General features: G+C 72.9%; 15 protein-coding genes. 5 read left to right on the top strand and 10 right to left on the bottom strand.

All coding sequences use genetic code 11. The annotated features are described in order from the left end of the window. Nucleotides 1–54 precede the first annotated feature (54 nt). Complete coding sequence (locus tag ABZ840_RS16420; protein ID WP_361559691.1) at nt 55–567, bottom strand: FBP domain-containing protein; 513 nt, start codon at nt 565–567, stop codon at nt 55–57. A 367-nt stretch (nt 568–934) separates the two neighbouring features. On the opposite strand from ABZ840_RS16420, the gene ABZ840_RS16415 reads away from it, so the two are divergent. Together ABZ840_RS16415 and ABZ840_RS16410 are read left to right on the top strand one after the other, a co-directional pair. Beyond that, nucleotides 935–1759, top strand: coding sequence for a helix-turn-helix transcriptional regulator (locus ABZ840_RS16415; RefSeq protein WP_361559688.1), 825 nt, complete (start codon nt 935–937; stop codon nt 1757–1759). Then, entirely contained in the window at nt 1749–1943 is a 195-nt protein-coding gene (locus ABZ840_RS16410) for a DUF397 domain-containing protein (protein WP_361559685.1), read from the top strand. The genes ABZ840_RS16415 and ABZ840_RS16410 overlap by 11 nt, the downstream gene beginning before the upstream one ends. Here the strand turns inward: ABZ840_RS16410 and ABZ840_RS16405 are convergent. Together ABZ840_RS16405 and ABZ840_RS16400 are read right to left on the bottom strand one after the other, a co-directional pair. After that, a complete protein-coding gene (locus ABZ840_RS16405) occupies nt 1909–3135 on the bottom strand; it encodes a metallophosphoesterase (RefSeq protein WP_361559682.1) in 1227 nt (408 codons plus the stop codon). The two genes, ABZ840_RS16410 and ABZ840_RS16405, sit on opposite strands and share 35 nt — an antisense overlap. Beyond that, on the bottom strand, nt 3132–3404 hold the full coding sequence (locus ABZ840_RS16400; protein WP_361559679.1) for a hypothetical protein: 273 nt from the start codon (nt 3402–3404) through the stop codon (nt 3132–3134). The genes ABZ840_RS16405 and ABZ840_RS16400 overlap by 4 nt, the downstream gene beginning before the upstream one ends. Before the next feature lie 232 nt (nt 3405–3636). Here ABZ840_RS16400 and ABZ840_RS16395 point away from each other — a divergent pair, with 232 nt between their 5' ends. Beyond that, nucleotides 3637–4806, top strand: coding sequence for a D-alanyl-D-alanine carboxypeptidase (locus ABZ840_RS16395; RefSeq protein ID WP_361559934.1), 1170 nt, complete (start codon nt 3637–3639; stop codon nt 4804–4806). A gap of 28 nt (nt 4807–4834) precedes the next feature. On the opposite strand, the gene ABZ840_RS16390 is transcribed toward ABZ840_RS16395, so the two are convergent. From ABZ840_RS16390 to ABZ840_RS16365, 6 genes are all read right to left on the bottom strand, one after another. Next, nucleotides 4835–5746 (bottom strand): YihY/virulence factor BrkB family protein, encoded by a 912-nt coding sequence (locus tag ABZ840_RS16390; RefSeq protein WP_361559676.1) that lies wholly within the window; start codon nt 5744–5746, stop codon nt 4835–4837. A 138-nt stretch (nt 5747–5884) separates the two neighbouring features. Then, a complete protein-coding gene (locus tag ABZ840_RS16385; RefSeq protein WP_361559674.1) occupies nt 5885–6466 on the bottom strand; it encodes a 2'-5' RNA ligase family protein in 582 nt (193 codons plus the stop codon). Nucleotides 6467–6607: 141 nt separating this feature from the next. Then, complete coding sequence (gene trpS / locus ABZ840_RS16380) at nt 6608–7621, bottom strand: tryptophan--tRNA ligase (protein ID WP_361559671.1); 1014 nt, start codon at nt 7619–7621, stop codon at nt 6608–6610. 84 nt (nt 7622–7705) lie between these two features. After that, entirely contained in the window at nt 7706–8479 is a 774-nt protein-coding gene (locus ABZ840_RS16375) for an AroM family protein (protein WP_361559668.1), read from the bottom strand. A gap of 63 nt (nt 8480–8542) precedes the next feature. Next, nucleotides 8543–10270: an OPT/YSL family transporter gene (locus tag ABZ840_RS16370; RefSeq protein WP_361559665.1), complete on the bottom strand. Its 1728-nt coding sequence runs from the start codon at nt 10268–10270 to the stop codon at nt 8543–8545. A gap of 40 nt (nt 10271–10310) precedes the next feature. Continuing rightward, on the bottom strand, nt 10311–11288 hold the full coding sequence (locus ABZ840_RS16365) for a DUF1177 domain-containing protein (RefSeq protein ID WP_361559662.1): 978 nt from the start codon (nt 11286–11288) through the stop codon (nt 10311–10313). A gap of 152 nt (nt 11289–11440) precedes the next feature. Here ABZ840_RS16365 and ABZ840_RS16360 point away from each other — a divergent pair, with 152 nt between their 5' ends. Continuing rightward, nucleotides 11441–12247 (top strand): IclR family transcriptional regulator, encoded by an 807-nt coding sequence (locus ABZ840_RS16360; protein WP_361559659.1) that lies wholly within the window; start codon nt 11441–11443, stop codon nt 12245–12247. A gap of 5 nt (nt 12248–12252) precedes the next feature. Continuing rightward, nucleotides 12253–12984, top strand: a complete 732-nt coding sequence (pepE, locus tag ABZ840_RS16355) for a dipeptidase PepE (protein WP_361559656.1) — start codon at nt 12253–12255, stop codon at nt 12982–12984. A 24-nt stretch (nt 12985–13008) separates the two neighbouring features. Here pepE and ABZ840_RS16350 read toward each other — a convergent pair whose 3' ends face one another. Beyond that, entirely contained in the window at nt 13009–13755 is a 747-nt protein-coding gene (locus ABZ840_RS16350) for a glucose 1-dehydrogenase (protein ID WP_361559653.1), read from the bottom strand. Between the last annotated feature and the right edge of the window lie 18 nt (nt 13756–13773).

Below are 13773 nucleotides of genomic sequence, written 5' to 3'. Positions count from 1 at the left end.
GTCCGGGCAGAGATCGGTGAACGAAGAGCCGCCCGAAAGGCCATCCGGCGGGGGTCAGCCCTGGCCGCCGGCCTCGGTGACCTTCGCGAGAAACGCGTCGAGGTTGGCGGTCAGCCGGGCGATCTTCTCCTCGACGCTGAGCTGCTCCTCGTAGCGCGCGGCGAGGTCGGGCTTCTTCTTGCCGCGGAGGTAGAGCGGGCAGGCGAGGTCGGCGCAGACGTACGCGCCGACCGTGTTGCCCTGCCGCCCCCTGGCCCCGGCCCGGGGCGCGGCCAGCAGGCTCACGCCGGAACCGCCGTGCCCGGTCAGGCAGAGCGAGCAGACCGTGGTCTTGGTGAACGTCCGGCGGATGTTCTGCGGCCGGCGCAACGTCACGCCGAGCGGCCCGCCGTCCCGGGGCGCGACCAGATAGGCCCGGTCGGGCGCCTGCGGGTCACGCCACCCGAGGAAGTCCAGGTCCGCCCACGGCAGGCCGTCCAGCCCCGCGGGGATGTTCAGCCGCTTCGCCTCCCCCTTCGAGCAGTTCACGAAAGAGGCGCGGATGTCGGATTCGGACAGCGGTTCCATGTTCCGGAAGCTAACAGCCCGGCCGACCGGGCGTCGCCCGATTTTCCTGCGCCTCGCGCGCCTCGTGTGCTTCGTGCGCCTCACGGTGGTGGTGGCGCAGCATGACCCGGGCGTCCGTCTCCCGACTCCGGTCGTGGGCCGCGCGCGCTGCCCGCTCCATCCTCGCCAGCCGCACGCACTCCTCGCAGTCGGGCCAGGGCGGTGGGGACGGCAGGGGCAGGGACGAGGGGGGCTGTACGGCCAGCATGCGGAGGTACTCCTTCGAGGGGCGGGACCAAGCTCTCACCCACCAGCCTGGCCCGGCGTCCCTACGCTCAGCAGCAGGTGACACGTGACAACGGGTCCGTCACCGAAGGGGGTTGGGCACATGCTGGGTGAGGGGATTCCCGAGTCGCGTTCGGCGTACGGAACCGAGCTGCGGCAGCGCCGCGAGGCGGCCGGTCTGACGCAGGAAGCGCTGAGCCAGCGGGCGATCATGTCCCGTACGCACATCGCCCACATCGAGGCGGGGCGCCGTAAGCCGTCGCTGGAGGATGCGCGACGGCTGGACCAAGTCCTGGAAACGGGCGGGTTCTTCGAGCGGTTTCTGCCGACGTTGACCCCCCGGTCGCTCGCCGACTATTTCGCGGAGGCGGCCGGGCTGGAACAGCAGGCCATCATGATCCGCGAGTACGCGTCATCGCTGGTACCCGGCCTCTTGCAGACCGAGGCGTACGCGCGGGCCGTGCTCCGCACGTACTACCCGCCCAGAACCGACGAGGCCTGTGACAGGGTCGTCGTCACACGGCTGGAGCGCGCCCGCATCTTCGACGACCCCGTGCGGCCGGTGATGTGGTTCCTCCTCGACGAAGCGGTGCTGTGGCGCCCCGTCGGCGGCCCGGCCACCATGGCCGAACAGCTTCGGCACATCGCCGAGCTGGGCAACCGCGAGCGCATCCGTGTGCACGTGCTCCCCTTCGCGGCCGGCGCCCACCCGCTCCAGGAAGCGAGTTCGGTCATGTTGATGTGGTTCGAGGACGCGGCGCCCATCATCTACGCCGAGGGCCTGCACACTGGGAACATCGTCGACCTCCCCTTCGCGGTGCACCAGTGCCAGACGCTGTACGACCAGGCCCTGGGGGACGCGTTGTCGCACGAGGAATCGCTGGCCCTCATAGCGGCTGTGACAGAGGAGTACGCACATGTGGCGTAAGTCGAGCTACAGCGGCGCCGACGGGGGCAACTGCCTCGAAGCCAACGTCAGTCGGCCCGCCGGCGTCCCCGTCCGCGACAGCAAAAACCCGCATGGGCCCGTGCTGATATTCGGGGACGCCGCCTGGGCCGCGTTCATAAACGGGCTGGTCAGGCGTCCCGCGCGGCCAGCTGGACGACCGTGATGTCCGGTGGGGCGCCGACGCGTACGGGTGGGCCCCAGGCGCCTGCGCCTCGGGTGACGTAGAGCTGGGTGTCGCCGTAGCGGTCCAGGCCCGCGACGGTGGGGTTCGCGGCGGCGGCGATCAGGTTGCCGGGCCAGAGCTGGCCGCCGTGGGTGTGGCCGGAGAGCTGGAGGTCCACACCGTGCCGTACCGCCTCGTGGATCATCACCGGCTGGTGGGCCAGGAGGACCGAGGCGCGGGCCGGGTCGCGGTCGCCGAGGGCGCGGCCGTAGTCGGGGCCGTCGGCGTGGTTCTCGCCGGAGATGTCGTTGACGCCGGCGAGGTCGAAGCCGGGCAGTTCGACGCGGGCGTTGCGCAGCGGGTGGACGCCCAGTTCGCGTACGTGGTCCACCCACTCCTCCACGCCGGAGAAGTACTCGTGGTTGCCCGTGACGAAGTACGCGCCGTGCCGCGCCGACAGGGTGCGCAGCGGCTCGGCGGCGGGGCCGAGGTCGGCGACGCTGCCGTCGACGAGGTCGCCGACGATCGCGATCAGGTCGGGGCTGGTGCGGTTGACCGCCTCGACGACCCGCTGGGTGTGGGCGCGGCCGAGGATCGGGCCGAGGTGGATGTCGCTGACGACGGCGATGCGGTAGCCGTGCGCGGCGCGCGGCAGCTTGGCGAGGGGGACGGTCACCCGCTTCACGCGGGGGCCGCTGAGCACGCTGTACGTGCCGTAGCCGACGGTCGCGGCAGCGGCGGCCGTCGCGCCGACGGCCACCGAACGGGCGACGAAGAGGCGCCGGGAGGGCGGCGGAGAGCCCTCAGAGGCCGGGGGGACCTCGGGGGCCGGGGACGCCTCCGGCTCCGGCGCTCCCGCGGGCTCGCCCGCGACCGCGCCGCGGGACGGCACCCGTAGCCAGACCGCGCGTACGGCCTCGCCGACGAGCAGCGCGAGCGTGAGGTAGAGGACGAGGGCGAGCCAGAGGTAGCCCGGCCAGGCGAAGAGCTGCTGGAGGGGGAACGGGGCGCCCGTGCGGGGCACGACGAACGCGCCGAGGATCAGCAGCGGGAGCAGTACCGCGAGCGCGGTACCGGTCCGGCGCGGACCGCTGCCGGGGGTGGTCGTGTCGCGGACGAGGCGGCGCCAGAGGTACCAGTGCACCCCGCCGATCAGCGCGAAGATCGCCGCGATGACCAGGACGAAGATCACGTAGCGGACTTGTCGTCCGCCGGGACCGCGGCGTTGCCCCGCAGGGCCCGTACGCCACGCAACCCGATCACGCCGATTGCCGTCCCCAAGAGAAAGGACGTCACGGCGAGCGCCAGATGCACCCAGAAGTAGGCAGTCGGGTCACCTGCGTCATCGAAGGCGAGACCACTTCCGTCCTTGACCAGATTCTTGACGAAAGTGATCCAGATGAACCAGCTCCACACCCCGAAGGCGAGCAGGAACCAGGAGACGGGGCGCGAGAGCTTCATGCCTTCCAGTATGAGCGGCGGGCCGGCGGCGCCGTCGTCAGGGGCCGCGTCTCACGGGGCGCCCGCTACCGGGGCGGGCGCTGCGGGTACGTTCACCGACGTGCCGACGATTCCCCCCTCCCCCGCGCTGTCCCCGTCCCCCGCCGCCGCACCCGCCCGCGCCCGCCGCCGTACCGGCCGCCGGGCCACTGCCGCCGCCCTGGTGTGCGCCGCGCTGACCGCGCCGCTGGCCATGACGGCGCCCGCGTACGCCGATGACAAGAAGCCCACGAAGCAGCCCGAGCCGCCCGCCACGATGTCCCACGTGGGCGGCGACCGGCTGGCGAAGTCCGGTACCCAGGTACAGCTGAAGGAGGGCGCCCCGAAGCTGCCGAAGGGGCTCTCCGCACGCTCGTGGATCGTCTCCGACCCGGAGTCCGGCGAGGTGCTCGCCGCGCACAACGCGCACTGGCGGCTGCCGCCCGCCTCCACGCTGAAGATGCTCTTCGCCGACACGCTGCTGCCGAAGTTCCCCAAGACCGAGAAGCACAAGGTCGAGCCGGAGGACCTGGCGGGCATGGGCGAGGGCAGCAGCCTGGTGGGCATAAAGGAGCACCAGACCTACACGGTCCACGACCTGTGGCTGGGCGTCTTCCTGCGGTCGGGCAACGACGCGGTGCACACCCTGGCCGCCATGAATCAGGGCGTCGAGCAGACCGTCCGGGACATGCAGGCCCACGCGGACCAGCTGAACGCGCACGACACGCATGTCGTCACCCCGGACGGCTACGACGCGAAGGGGCAGGTCTCCAGCGCGTACGACCTGAGCCTGTTCGCCCGCTCCGGGCTCCAGAACGCCGACTTCCGGGAGTACTGCTCGACGGCGTTCGCGCAGTTCCCCGGCGAGGCGAAGAAGGGCAAGAAGCGCCCGACCTTCGGCATCCAGAACACCAACCGGCTGCTGACCGGTGTGTACGGCGGGAAGCCGTACGAGGGCATCGCGGGCGTGAAGAACGGCAACACCACCCACGCGGGCGCGACCTTCACCGGCGTCGCGCAGCGCGGCGACCAGGTCCTCCTCGTCACGGTCATGAACCCGGCGAAGAACGAGGCGAACGAGGTCTACAAGGAGACCGCGTCGCTGTTCGACTGGGGCTTCGCGGCGCGCGACAAGGTCGAGCCGGTGGGCCGGCTGGTCGGCCCGCAGAGCAAGGAGGGCGACGCGAGCAAGCACAGCGCCGCCAAGGGCAACGGGAAGCACTCCGCCGCGCACCTGGCCGCGACGGACGGCGCCGAGGGCCGGAGCGGCGCGTGGACCGCGCTCGGCATCGCGGGCGGCGCGGTGGTGGTCCTGGGCGCCGTGGCCCTCGCGGTGCACCGCCGCTGGCCGCTCCCGGAGCTGGTACGGCGCCGCGGCCGCTGAGCGGACAGTCACGGAGGGCGCCGCATGATCAGGCGGCGTCCTCCACGGCGCCGCCCGCCGGCGAGGCGTCCGGCACCTCGACCGGCTCGTCGGCCGGCTCCTGGGTGGCCGTCCAGGCCGCGCAGAAGACCAGCAGCTTCGCCGTGAAGTTGATCCACAGCAGCAGCGCGATCGGCGTGCCGAACGCGCCGTACATGCTCTTCGCCGCGACGCCCTGCAGATAGCCGCTGAGCGCGTACTTCAGCACCTCGAAGCCGACCGCGCCGATCAGTGACGCGACGGCCACCGCGCGTCGCGGCGGCTCCGCGCCGGGCAGCTGGGTCAGGACGTACGCCAGCAGCAGGAAGTCGGCGAGTACGGCGATCAGGAAGCCCGCCAGCTTCAGCAGGACGCTGCCCAGGCCGTCCTCGGGGATGCCGAGGGCCTGGGCCACCCACCCCACCGCGGCCGAGGCGAACGCCGAGCAGGCCAGCGAGACCACCGCCACGCCGCCCAGGCCCAGCAGCAGGGCCCCGTCGCGGGCCTTCGCGACGAAGAAGTTCCCGTCCTCGTCGTCGGTCTCCCACACCGCCCGCAGGCAGTCCCGCAGCGACTGGACCCAGCCCACGCCCGTGAAGATCAGCGCGGCACCGGCGATCACCCCGACCGTGCCCGCGTTGTCCACCAGTGCCCCGACGTCCAGCTGCTGGGCGATGCCGGGGACCTGCTCGGTCAGCTGGTGCTGGAACTGGCGCAGCTGCGCGTCGGTGAGCGTCGCGGCGCCGACCGCCGCCGAGACCGTGAGCAGCGGGAAGAGCGCCACGAAGCTGGTGAACGTGATGGCGGCGGCCAGCCGGGTCCAGTGCACGCGGTCCATCCGCTGGTACGCCCGCCACAGGTGCGTACGCATCAGCCACACCACGGCAGGACCGATCAGCGGCAGCCTGGTCAACCACTCCATGAGCCGTGTGTACCCCCTCCGGCCGGCGTCCCGTCCGGCGGAACACTAACCTCCGGATGGCCGAACGACGCGCCGACGCGCGGGGGACACCGCAGGCGGAAGGGGCCCGCGGGGTGTACCGGGAAGGCCGGAAAAGGGCTAGTGGGAGGGGGCCGGCGGCCGGGAGAGGTCCACCTGCCGGGGCACGCCCGCCACCGGCGCGCCGAAGGGGTACTCCCGCTCCAGCCGCCAGACGCCGTCCGCGCCCTGCTGGTACAGCGCGAAGCCGCCGATCGTCCAGGCCGCCTCGAAGTCCGCCAGCTCCCGCTGCGCCCGGTCCATCGCCTCCTCGGAGATCCCGTGGGCGACGGTGACGTGCGGGTGGTACGGGAACTGCAGCTCACGGGCGCACGGCCCGGACGCGGCACGGATCCGCTCCTGCAGCTCCGTGCAGCCCGCCTTGCCGTCGACGAGCTTGACGAAGACCACGGGCGAGAGCGGACGGAAGGTGTCCGTGCCCTTCAGCCGCAGCGTGAAGGGCCGGAAGTCCGCCGCGACCTCCGCGAGGTACTCCTCGACCCGCGGCAGGTCGGCGGGGTCGGCCTCGGTGGGCGGGAGGAGGGTGACATGCGTGGGGATGGCATGCGCGGCCGGGTCACCGAAGCCCGCGCGCTGCTCCTGGAGGAAGCGGCCGTACGGCTCCGGGACCGCGATCGAAACGCCGAGCGTTACGGTCCCCACTGCGTTCTCCTCCCTGAAAAGGATGGTTTCCCCGGTTGCCAGTGTGCCGGGTGCGACGCCGTTCCGGCGAGCGTCGTCGGTCCCGCCCCGCCGGGACCTCCGGCCCCCTTGGCGGGGCCGGGGCGCTCCCGGCGGCACCGGTCAGTGCTTGGCGGGCAGGAAGCCGATCAGGTCGTATGTGGTGGCCAGCGTCTCGGCGGCCACCGCGCGCGCCTTCTCGGCACCCTTCGCCAGGATCGAGTCCAGCGTCTCGGGATCGTCGAGGTATTCCTTCGTACGGTCCCGGAACGGTGTGACGAAATCGACCATCACCTCGGCGAGGTCGGTCTTGAGTGCGCCGTACATCTTGCCCTCGTAGTCCTTCTCCAGCTGCGGGATGTCCGTGCCGGTGAGGGTGGAGAGGATGGACAGCAGGTTGCTGACGCCCGGCTTGGCCTCGCGGTCGAAGCGGATCACGGTGTCCGTGTCGGTCACCGCGCTCTTGATCTTCTTGGCCGTGACCTTGGGCTCGTCGAGCAGGTCGATGATGCCCTTCGGCGAGGACGCCGACTTGCTCATCTTGATCGTCGGGTCCTGAAGATCCTGGATCTTCGCGGTCTCCTTGACGATGTACGGGTTCGGGATCGTGAACGTGTCACCGAAGCGCTGGTTGAAGCGGTCCGCGAGGTCCCGGGTCAGCTCCAGGTGCTGGCGCTGGTCCTCACCCACCGGGACCTGGTTGGCCTGGTAGAGCAGGATGTCCGCGACCATCAGGACGGGGTACGTGAAAAGGCCGACCGTCGTACGGTCCTGGCCCTGCTTCGCCGACTTGTCCTTGAACTGGGTCATGCGGGACGCCTCGCCGAAGCCGGTGAGGCAGTTCAGCACCCAGGCGAGCTGCGCGTGCTCGGGGACGTGGCTCTGGACGAAGAGGGTGCAGCGCTCGGGGTCCAGGCCGGCCGCGAGCAGCTGGGCGACCGCGACGCGGGTGTTCGCGCGCAGCTCCTTCGGGTCCTGCGGCACGGTGATCGCATGCAGGTCCACGACCATGTAGAACGCGTCGTGGGACTCCTGGAGGGCTACCCACTGGCGGACCGCGCCGAGGTAATTGCCGAGGTGGAAGGAGCCGGCGGTGGGCTGGATACCGGAAAGCACACGCGGACGATCGAGAGCCATGGCACACATTCTCTCAGGTCCCCGGGGCGGCCCGGCCGCCGGTGGGAATACCGCCGGGTACGGCCGGAACCGGGGCCCCGCCGCTCACTCCGGGCGACCGCCGCGCGCGGCGGCGACGGCCGTGGCCGCCTCGGCGGCGAGCCGGACGGCGAGGCTGCGGGCGAGGAGGACGACGGCGCCGGGCGCCACCGCTGCGGCCGCCGCCGCACGCATCCGCTCGGTGTAGCCGATGCAGTCCAGGACCAGCCACCGGGCGCCTTCGGCGGCCAGCTCCCGGGCCGCCGGCACCACGGCCTCGGGGGCGCCCGGCGCGTACGGGTCGGCGGCGGCCACCGAGACCGGGCCCGGCAGCAGCTCCGCCCAGCGGCGGCCCACGTCCTCGCGCTGGGCGGGCAGCGGGCAGACCACGCCGACCGCGGCGCGGTCCGCGAGGGCCCGTACGCCCTGCTGCACCAGGGGCTCGGCGTGCAGCAGCGGTCCCCTGCTGGGCACGGCCGGGAAATGGCCCGTGCACAGCAGCAGGGTGGCGTCGGCGCCGTCGCGCTCGCAGCGGGCCACGGCGTCCCGCATACGGGGCGCGAGGGCGTCGTGGCCGAGCACGACGGAGGAGCCGTCGCGCAGCCGGGAGATCAGGGGCGCCTCGCCCTCGGCGGGGGCCAGCGCGGCACGGGTGTGCTCGCCCTCCGGGCCGTCGAAGCGGTCCAGGTCGAGCGCGCCGTGCTCGACGACGCCGAAGCCGGCGAGGAGCGGACGGGCGTCGTCGGTCAGGTCGGTGCGGGGCGCCTGGCCGATGGTGACGAGGCCGAGCGTGGGGGGCCGGACGGGCTGCTGCACGGTTTGCTGCGCGGGCTGCTGCACGGGATTCCTTTCGCGGCTGCGACCGGGCGGGCCGGGCCGGGGCCCCGCCCGCCCGGTCGGGGCTCAGAACGCCTTGTAGATCTGGCTCACGTCGTTGAGGGAGCTGCCCGCGACCAGACCGGCGCCGACCAGGGCGAGGTCGTTGTCGGCGGTCTCGCCGGCCGTGCCCGGGTCCGCGTTCTCCCGGGCCGCGCGCCGGCGGCGGTGGCGGACGTACGCGAAGCGGACGGCGAGCGCGAGCAGCACCAGCCAGCCGGCCTGCGGGGTGGCGACCAGCAGGCCGGTGGCCAGCAGGACGCCCATCTGACGGGAGGAGCCGCCGAAGAACTGGACGATCGCTCCGGGGATCGCCCACAGCGCCATCATCGTCAGCGCGTGCCCGTCGGTGAGGCCGGCCTTGATGGTGTCGACGTAGACCTGGGCGACCGGCGGGACCCGGCCGTCCGAGAAGAACGGCTTCCAGGCGACGGCCACCACCACGACGGCGACGGCGAAGCCGACGAGCTGCGCGAGGTACTGCTGCCGGCGCCCGGCCATCTCGTACGGGTGCCACGGCACGGCGCCCTTGCGCAGCAGCCAGCCGGCCTTGAAGTCGAAGCCGACGTCGGCGAAGGCGGGGCCGGTGGAGGCGGCGTACCCGACGAGGAGGGCGAGGGGGACCATCGGGATGCCCACGACGAGCCCGACGATCAGGAAGATCAGCGTCACCGCGAAGGCGGGGAACCAGCCGGAGTGCATGGCGGCGAGGCCGACGATCAGCTGGTGGACGAGGGCGGCGAACCCGGCGAGCAGCACCCAGCCGACGAGCCCGGCGCCGGACATGTCGGCGCTCACGCCGCCGACGAAGGCGATCAGGACCGCGCCGATCAGGAAAAGGACCAGGCCCTCCAGCAGGCCGCGGCGGAGCCGGGCGGCGCTGACGGTGCGGTGACCGGCGTCGAAGCGGTCGTCCTCGGCACGGGCCACGGCCGCCCCGCCGCCGGCGGCCTGCGCCTCCCCCTGCGCGTTCTCCTTCGCCTTCCCCTTCGCGCCCTTGCGGTCGCGCATCATCAGGATCGCCTGGATCAAGGCCACCAGACCGGCGCCGATCATGACGCCGTGCGGTACGTAGTTCGCCGCGAGGTCGACGTGCAGGACGGTCGGCGCGTACTGGGCCACGAGCAGGCCGATGCCGAACATCAGCAGGGCCCAGATGTTGCCGAGGAACGCCACGCCCGCCGCGCTCATCGGCAGCTTGAAGAGGGAGCCGACCAGGCCGACGACCGCGCTGAGGCCGAGCATCCCGGCCTTGCGGCCGCCCTCGTCACCGGCCTTGATCGTCTCTGCCGCCGCGATCCCCGCAGGCCAGGCCGCGGAGGCGGGCAGCAGGCGGGAGTCGAAGACCCGGTAGAGCACCCAGCTGTCGACGGCGAGCCCGATGACGGCGCCGCCCAGCATCGGCCACACCAGTCCGGGCCGCCCCAGCAGGAACGGTACGGCGATGGGTGTGACCAGGGAGTTGGCGGCGGCGAAGGTGGACCCGGAGATCGCGGACTGCACCAGGTTCTGGCGGTGCGGGTCACGCATGCGGGACAGCGCGGCGAAGGAGATCCGGCCGATCAGCATGGCGATGAGCGCGCCGATGACCGAGGTGTTGGGCGCGATGCCGAGGGTGGTGATCAGCACGAGGCCGATGACCGAGCCCAGCACGGACAGCACGATCGTCACGACGAGCGTGACGGGCTCGAAGGCTCTGGGGTGCCGGCCGGGCGCGGCGGGCGCGGCCGGGGCGGGGGCCGGGGTGGGACGCATGGGGAGCTCCGGGGGCGGGAGGGGTCAGTGGGCGGTCGGCTCAGGCCTCCGCAGCCGCCTGCAGCTGCTTCATCGGGCCGTACAGCTCCACCAGGCGGGCGAATTCCTCGGCATCGTGGAAGCGCAGCACGCCCCGGCCGAACTCCTTCGCCGCCTCCACGGCGAAGCGCGCGGCGGCGGCGATGTCGGTCTCGTGGCTGGCGCCCGTGGCGCAGCCGGCGACCGCCGGGCCGGTGGTGAGCGCGAGGCCGACCACGGGTGCGTCGGTGGCCACGCACGGCTGCATGATCGAGTTGATGTGGTGCACGCCGTTGCCGTAGGGGGTGATGTCCTGCGTGGTGATCGGCAGGACGTGCGCGTCGGCGCCGGTGACCGTCTCCAGTACGCCGAGCAGGGTGTCGCTGACGCGCAGGATCCAGCCCTCCTTGACGGTCGGCGAGAGGGCGAGGCCGCGGTGGTTGAGGAGGCGGTTGCCCTTGGTGGTGTCGATGGAGACGACCGCGTCCATCTCCGGGGAGATCTCGTTGCGGTTGCAGTCGAGGATCGAGACCGGCGAGTCCATGAAGGGCACCGGGTCGTGCGGGCGGGTGGGCGCGTCGGGGCACACGTGGGTGCTGAGGACGACGTCGCCCTCCAGGACGTCGCCGCGCCCGTACATGTCGAGCAGCTTGGCCGCGGCGGCGAGGGCCGAGACCGCGCCGTCCGCGTCGGAGACCAGGCCGATGCGCTCCGGGCGGGCGCCGACGCCGCCGAGCCGGCCCAGGATGCCGAGGGTCGGCGCGCCGCCGCCGGCGGCCTTGCCGCGGCTGCCGGGGACGACGACCTTCACGAAGTCGGTGCCGCCCTGGTGGCCCTCGACGCGCGTGACGGTGATCTCCGGCTTCGGCCCGGCCGGCAGGGGCTCGCCGGTCTCGTCCGCTGCCGTCTCCAGGACGGAGCGCAGGTGGCCGGCGAGGAGGCGGCCGCTGGTGCGCGGCCGGTCGAGGAGGTCGAGGACTTCGAGGACGTGCTTGAGCACGGGGGCTCCTTGGGGCGCGTTGGTGCGAAGGGGGTCGGGTCGGGCCCGACGTCGTTCAGCAGCCTGCTCCCGAGTTTTCTTTTTCAGCAACCATTTCTCTATATGAGAGAAAGCGTCTCGCATACCGCCGTCAGGGTGCCTAGGATGCCGACGTGACCGCAGACCGCGCCCCCCTCCAGACCGTCGACCGCGCCCTCCAGGCCCTGCTCGCCTTCTCCCAGGACCGGGACGAGTGGGGCGTGACCGACCTGGCCGCCGAGTTCGGCTGGGACAAGTCCGTGGCGCAGCGGCTGCTCGCCTCGCTCACCCACCGCGGCTTCCTGGTCTCCGACGAGGTGACCCGCCGCTACCGCCTCGGCCCCGCCGTCTGGCACCTGTCCACCGCCTGGGAGCGGCACGGCGGCATGGCCGGTCTGGTCCGTCCGGCGCTGCGCGAGCTGGCGGCGGCCAGCGGGTTCACGGCGCTGTTCGCGGTGCCGGACGGCGCGCACCTGCGCTGTGTCGAGCCCGCGGAGGGCGCGTCCGGGCCGCTGCGCGCGTACCGGCTGTCGGACGAGCTGTATCCGGGGCACGCCGGGGCGACCTCCCGCGCGTACTTCGGCATGCTCTCCCCCGGCGCCCGGGCGACGCTGCTCTACGGGCGGCCCATGGCACGGTTCAGCGACCGTACGGTGACCGATCCGGAGCGCCTCGAAGAGCTGATGTGCCGGGTGCCGGTGGACGGTTACGCGTACTCCGAGGGCGAGTACGACCCGGCCACGGCGGGGCTGGCGGTACCGGTACTGGTCCGCTCGCACCCCATCGGCTCCCTCACCCTCGTCGGCCCGCACGAACAGCTGAGCGGCCCGCGGGAGGAGCTGCTCCGCCCGCTGCGGTCCGCCGCCACGGCGCTCGGCGAACTGCTCTCCCCGCGCCGCCACGGCCGTCCCGGCCGCCCCACCGCCCCGAAGAAAGGCTGATCCCGATGAAGCTGCTCCTGCTGTCCAACTCCACGGCGCCCGGCCGGGAGTACCTCGACCACGCCCGCGACGCCATCGCGGAGCATCTGCGCGGCGTGTCCGAACTGCTCTTCGTGCCGTACGCGTTGGCCGACCACGACGGCTACACGGCGAAGGTCGCCGCGTTCATGGAGACGCTCGGCATACGGGTGCGCGGCGTCCACACCGGTGATCCGCGGCAGTTGGTGGCGCGCGCCGAGGCGGTCTTCATCGGCGGCGGCAACAGCTTCCGGCTGCTGAAGTCGCTCCAGGAGCACGGGCTGCCGGACGCGATCCGGGAGCGGGTGGCGGCGGGCGCCCCGTACATGGGTTCCAGCGCGGGCACCAACATGGCCTGCCCGACGCTGCGCACCACCAACGACATGCCCATCGTCCAGCCGGACGGCTTCGCGACGCTGGGGCTGCTGCCCTTCCAGATCAACCCGCACTACCTGGACGCCTCCCCGGACACCTCGCACATGGGCGAGACCCGTGAGGAGCGGCTGACGCAGTTCCTGGAGGAGAACGCCGTCCCGGTCCTCGGCATGCGCGAGGGCACCTGGCTGCGGCGCGCCGGCGACCGGCTGGAGCTGGCCGGGGTCGCGGCCGGGGCGCGGCTGTTCACGCCCGGCGCCGCGCCGTCCGAGCACGGCCCCGGTACCGACCTGAGCGCCCTGCTCACGGCGGACGCCCGGTTCGACGTACGCACCGCCGGCTAGCGGAAACCGGCCGCCGGGCGGGCGTCAGCGCCCGCCCGCGACCCGGAGGACCGTCCCGGTGGCGTACGAGGCGTCCGGGGACAGCAGCCAGGCGATGGCGGCGGCGATCTCCTCGGGGGCGCCGGGGCGGCGCAGCGGGATACCGGGGGCGGCCTGCGTGGCGCGGTCGGGGGCGCCCATGGCGGCGTGCATGTCGGTGTCGGTGATGCCCGGCGCGACGGCGTTGACCCGGATGCCGTCCGGGCCCAGCTCCTTGGCGAGCCCGACGGTGAGCGCGTCGAGGGCCGCCTTGGAGGCGGCGTAGTGGACGTAGTCGCCGGGGCTGCCGAGGGTGGCGGCGGCCGAGGAGACGTTGACGATCGCTCCGGCCCGGCGCGGGGTCATGACCTGCGCCGCACGACGGCAGCAGAGCAGGGCGCCGAGGACGTTGACGTCGAGGACGCGGCGCAGCACCTCGGTGCCGGTGTCGGCGAGCCTGCCGAGCGGACCGGTCACGCCGGCGTTGTTGACCAGGCCGGTGAGCGGGCCGAGTTGGTCGGCCGCGGTGTCGAACAGCCGCTCCACGTCGGCCTCTTCGGCGGTGTCGGCCCGTACGGTGACGCAGCGGGCGCCGGTGGCGCGTACCGCCGCCGCGGTCCGTTCGGCGGCCTCGGCGTCCTGCACGTAGGACAGGGCCACGTCGTGGCCGTCGGCGGCGAGCCGGCGGCAGGTGGCGGCGCCGATGCCGCGGCTGCCGCCGGTGACGAGGGTGACGGGGCGGGTGGTGGTCATGCGGCGGCTCCGGGCGGT

The organism is Streptomyces sp. NPDC047117, from assembly GCF_040643545.1.
Lineage (GTDB): Bacteria > Actinomycetota > Actinomycetes > Streptomycetales > Streptomycetaceae > Streptomyces.
The sequence above is the reverse complement of the archived record's forward strand: the minus strand, read 5'-3'. Positions and strand labels throughout refer to the sequence as shown.

Coding starts and splice junctions, on each gene's coding strand:
- ABZ840_RS16350 (WP_361559653.1), bottom strand. CDS start 13,755: ATGACCACCACCCGCCCCGTCACCCTCGTCACCGGCGGCAGCCGCGGC.
- ABZ840_RS16410 (WP_361559685.1), top strand. CDS start 1,749: ATGTGGCGTAAGTCGAGCTACAGCGGCGCCGACGGGGGCAACTGCCTC.
- ABZ840_RS16390 (WP_361559676.1), bottom strand. CDS start 5,746: ATGGAGTGGTTGACCAGGCTGCCGCTGATCGGTCCTGCCGTGGTGTGG.
- trpS (WP_361559671.1), bottom strand. CDS start 7,621: ATGGCTCTCGATCGTCCGCGTGTGCTTTCCGGTATCCAGCCCACCGCC.
- pepE (WP_361559656.1), top strand. CDS start 12,253: ATGAAGCTGCTCCTGCTGTCCAACTCCACGGCGCCCGGCCGGGAGTAC.
- ABZ840_RS16370 (WP_361559665.1), bottom strand. CDS start 10,270: ATGCGTCCCACCCCGGCCCCCGCCCCGGCCGCGCCCGCCGCGCCCGGC.
- ABZ840_RS16415 (WP_361559688.1), top strand. CDS start 935: ATGCTGGGTGAGGGGATTCCCGAGTCGCGTTCGGCGTACGGAACCGAG.
- ABZ840_RS16420 (WP_361559691.1), bottom strand. CDS start 567: ATGGAACCGCTGTCCGAATCCGACATCCGCGCCTCTTTCGTGAACTGC.
- ABZ840_RS16400 (WP_361559679.1), bottom strand. CDS start 3,404: ATGAAGCTCTCGCGCCCCGTCTCCTGGTTCCTGCTCGCCTTCGGGGTG.
- ABZ840_RS16395 (WP_361559934.1), top strand. CDS start 3,637: ATGACGGCGCCCGCGTACGCCGATGACAAGAAGCCCACGAAGCAGCCC.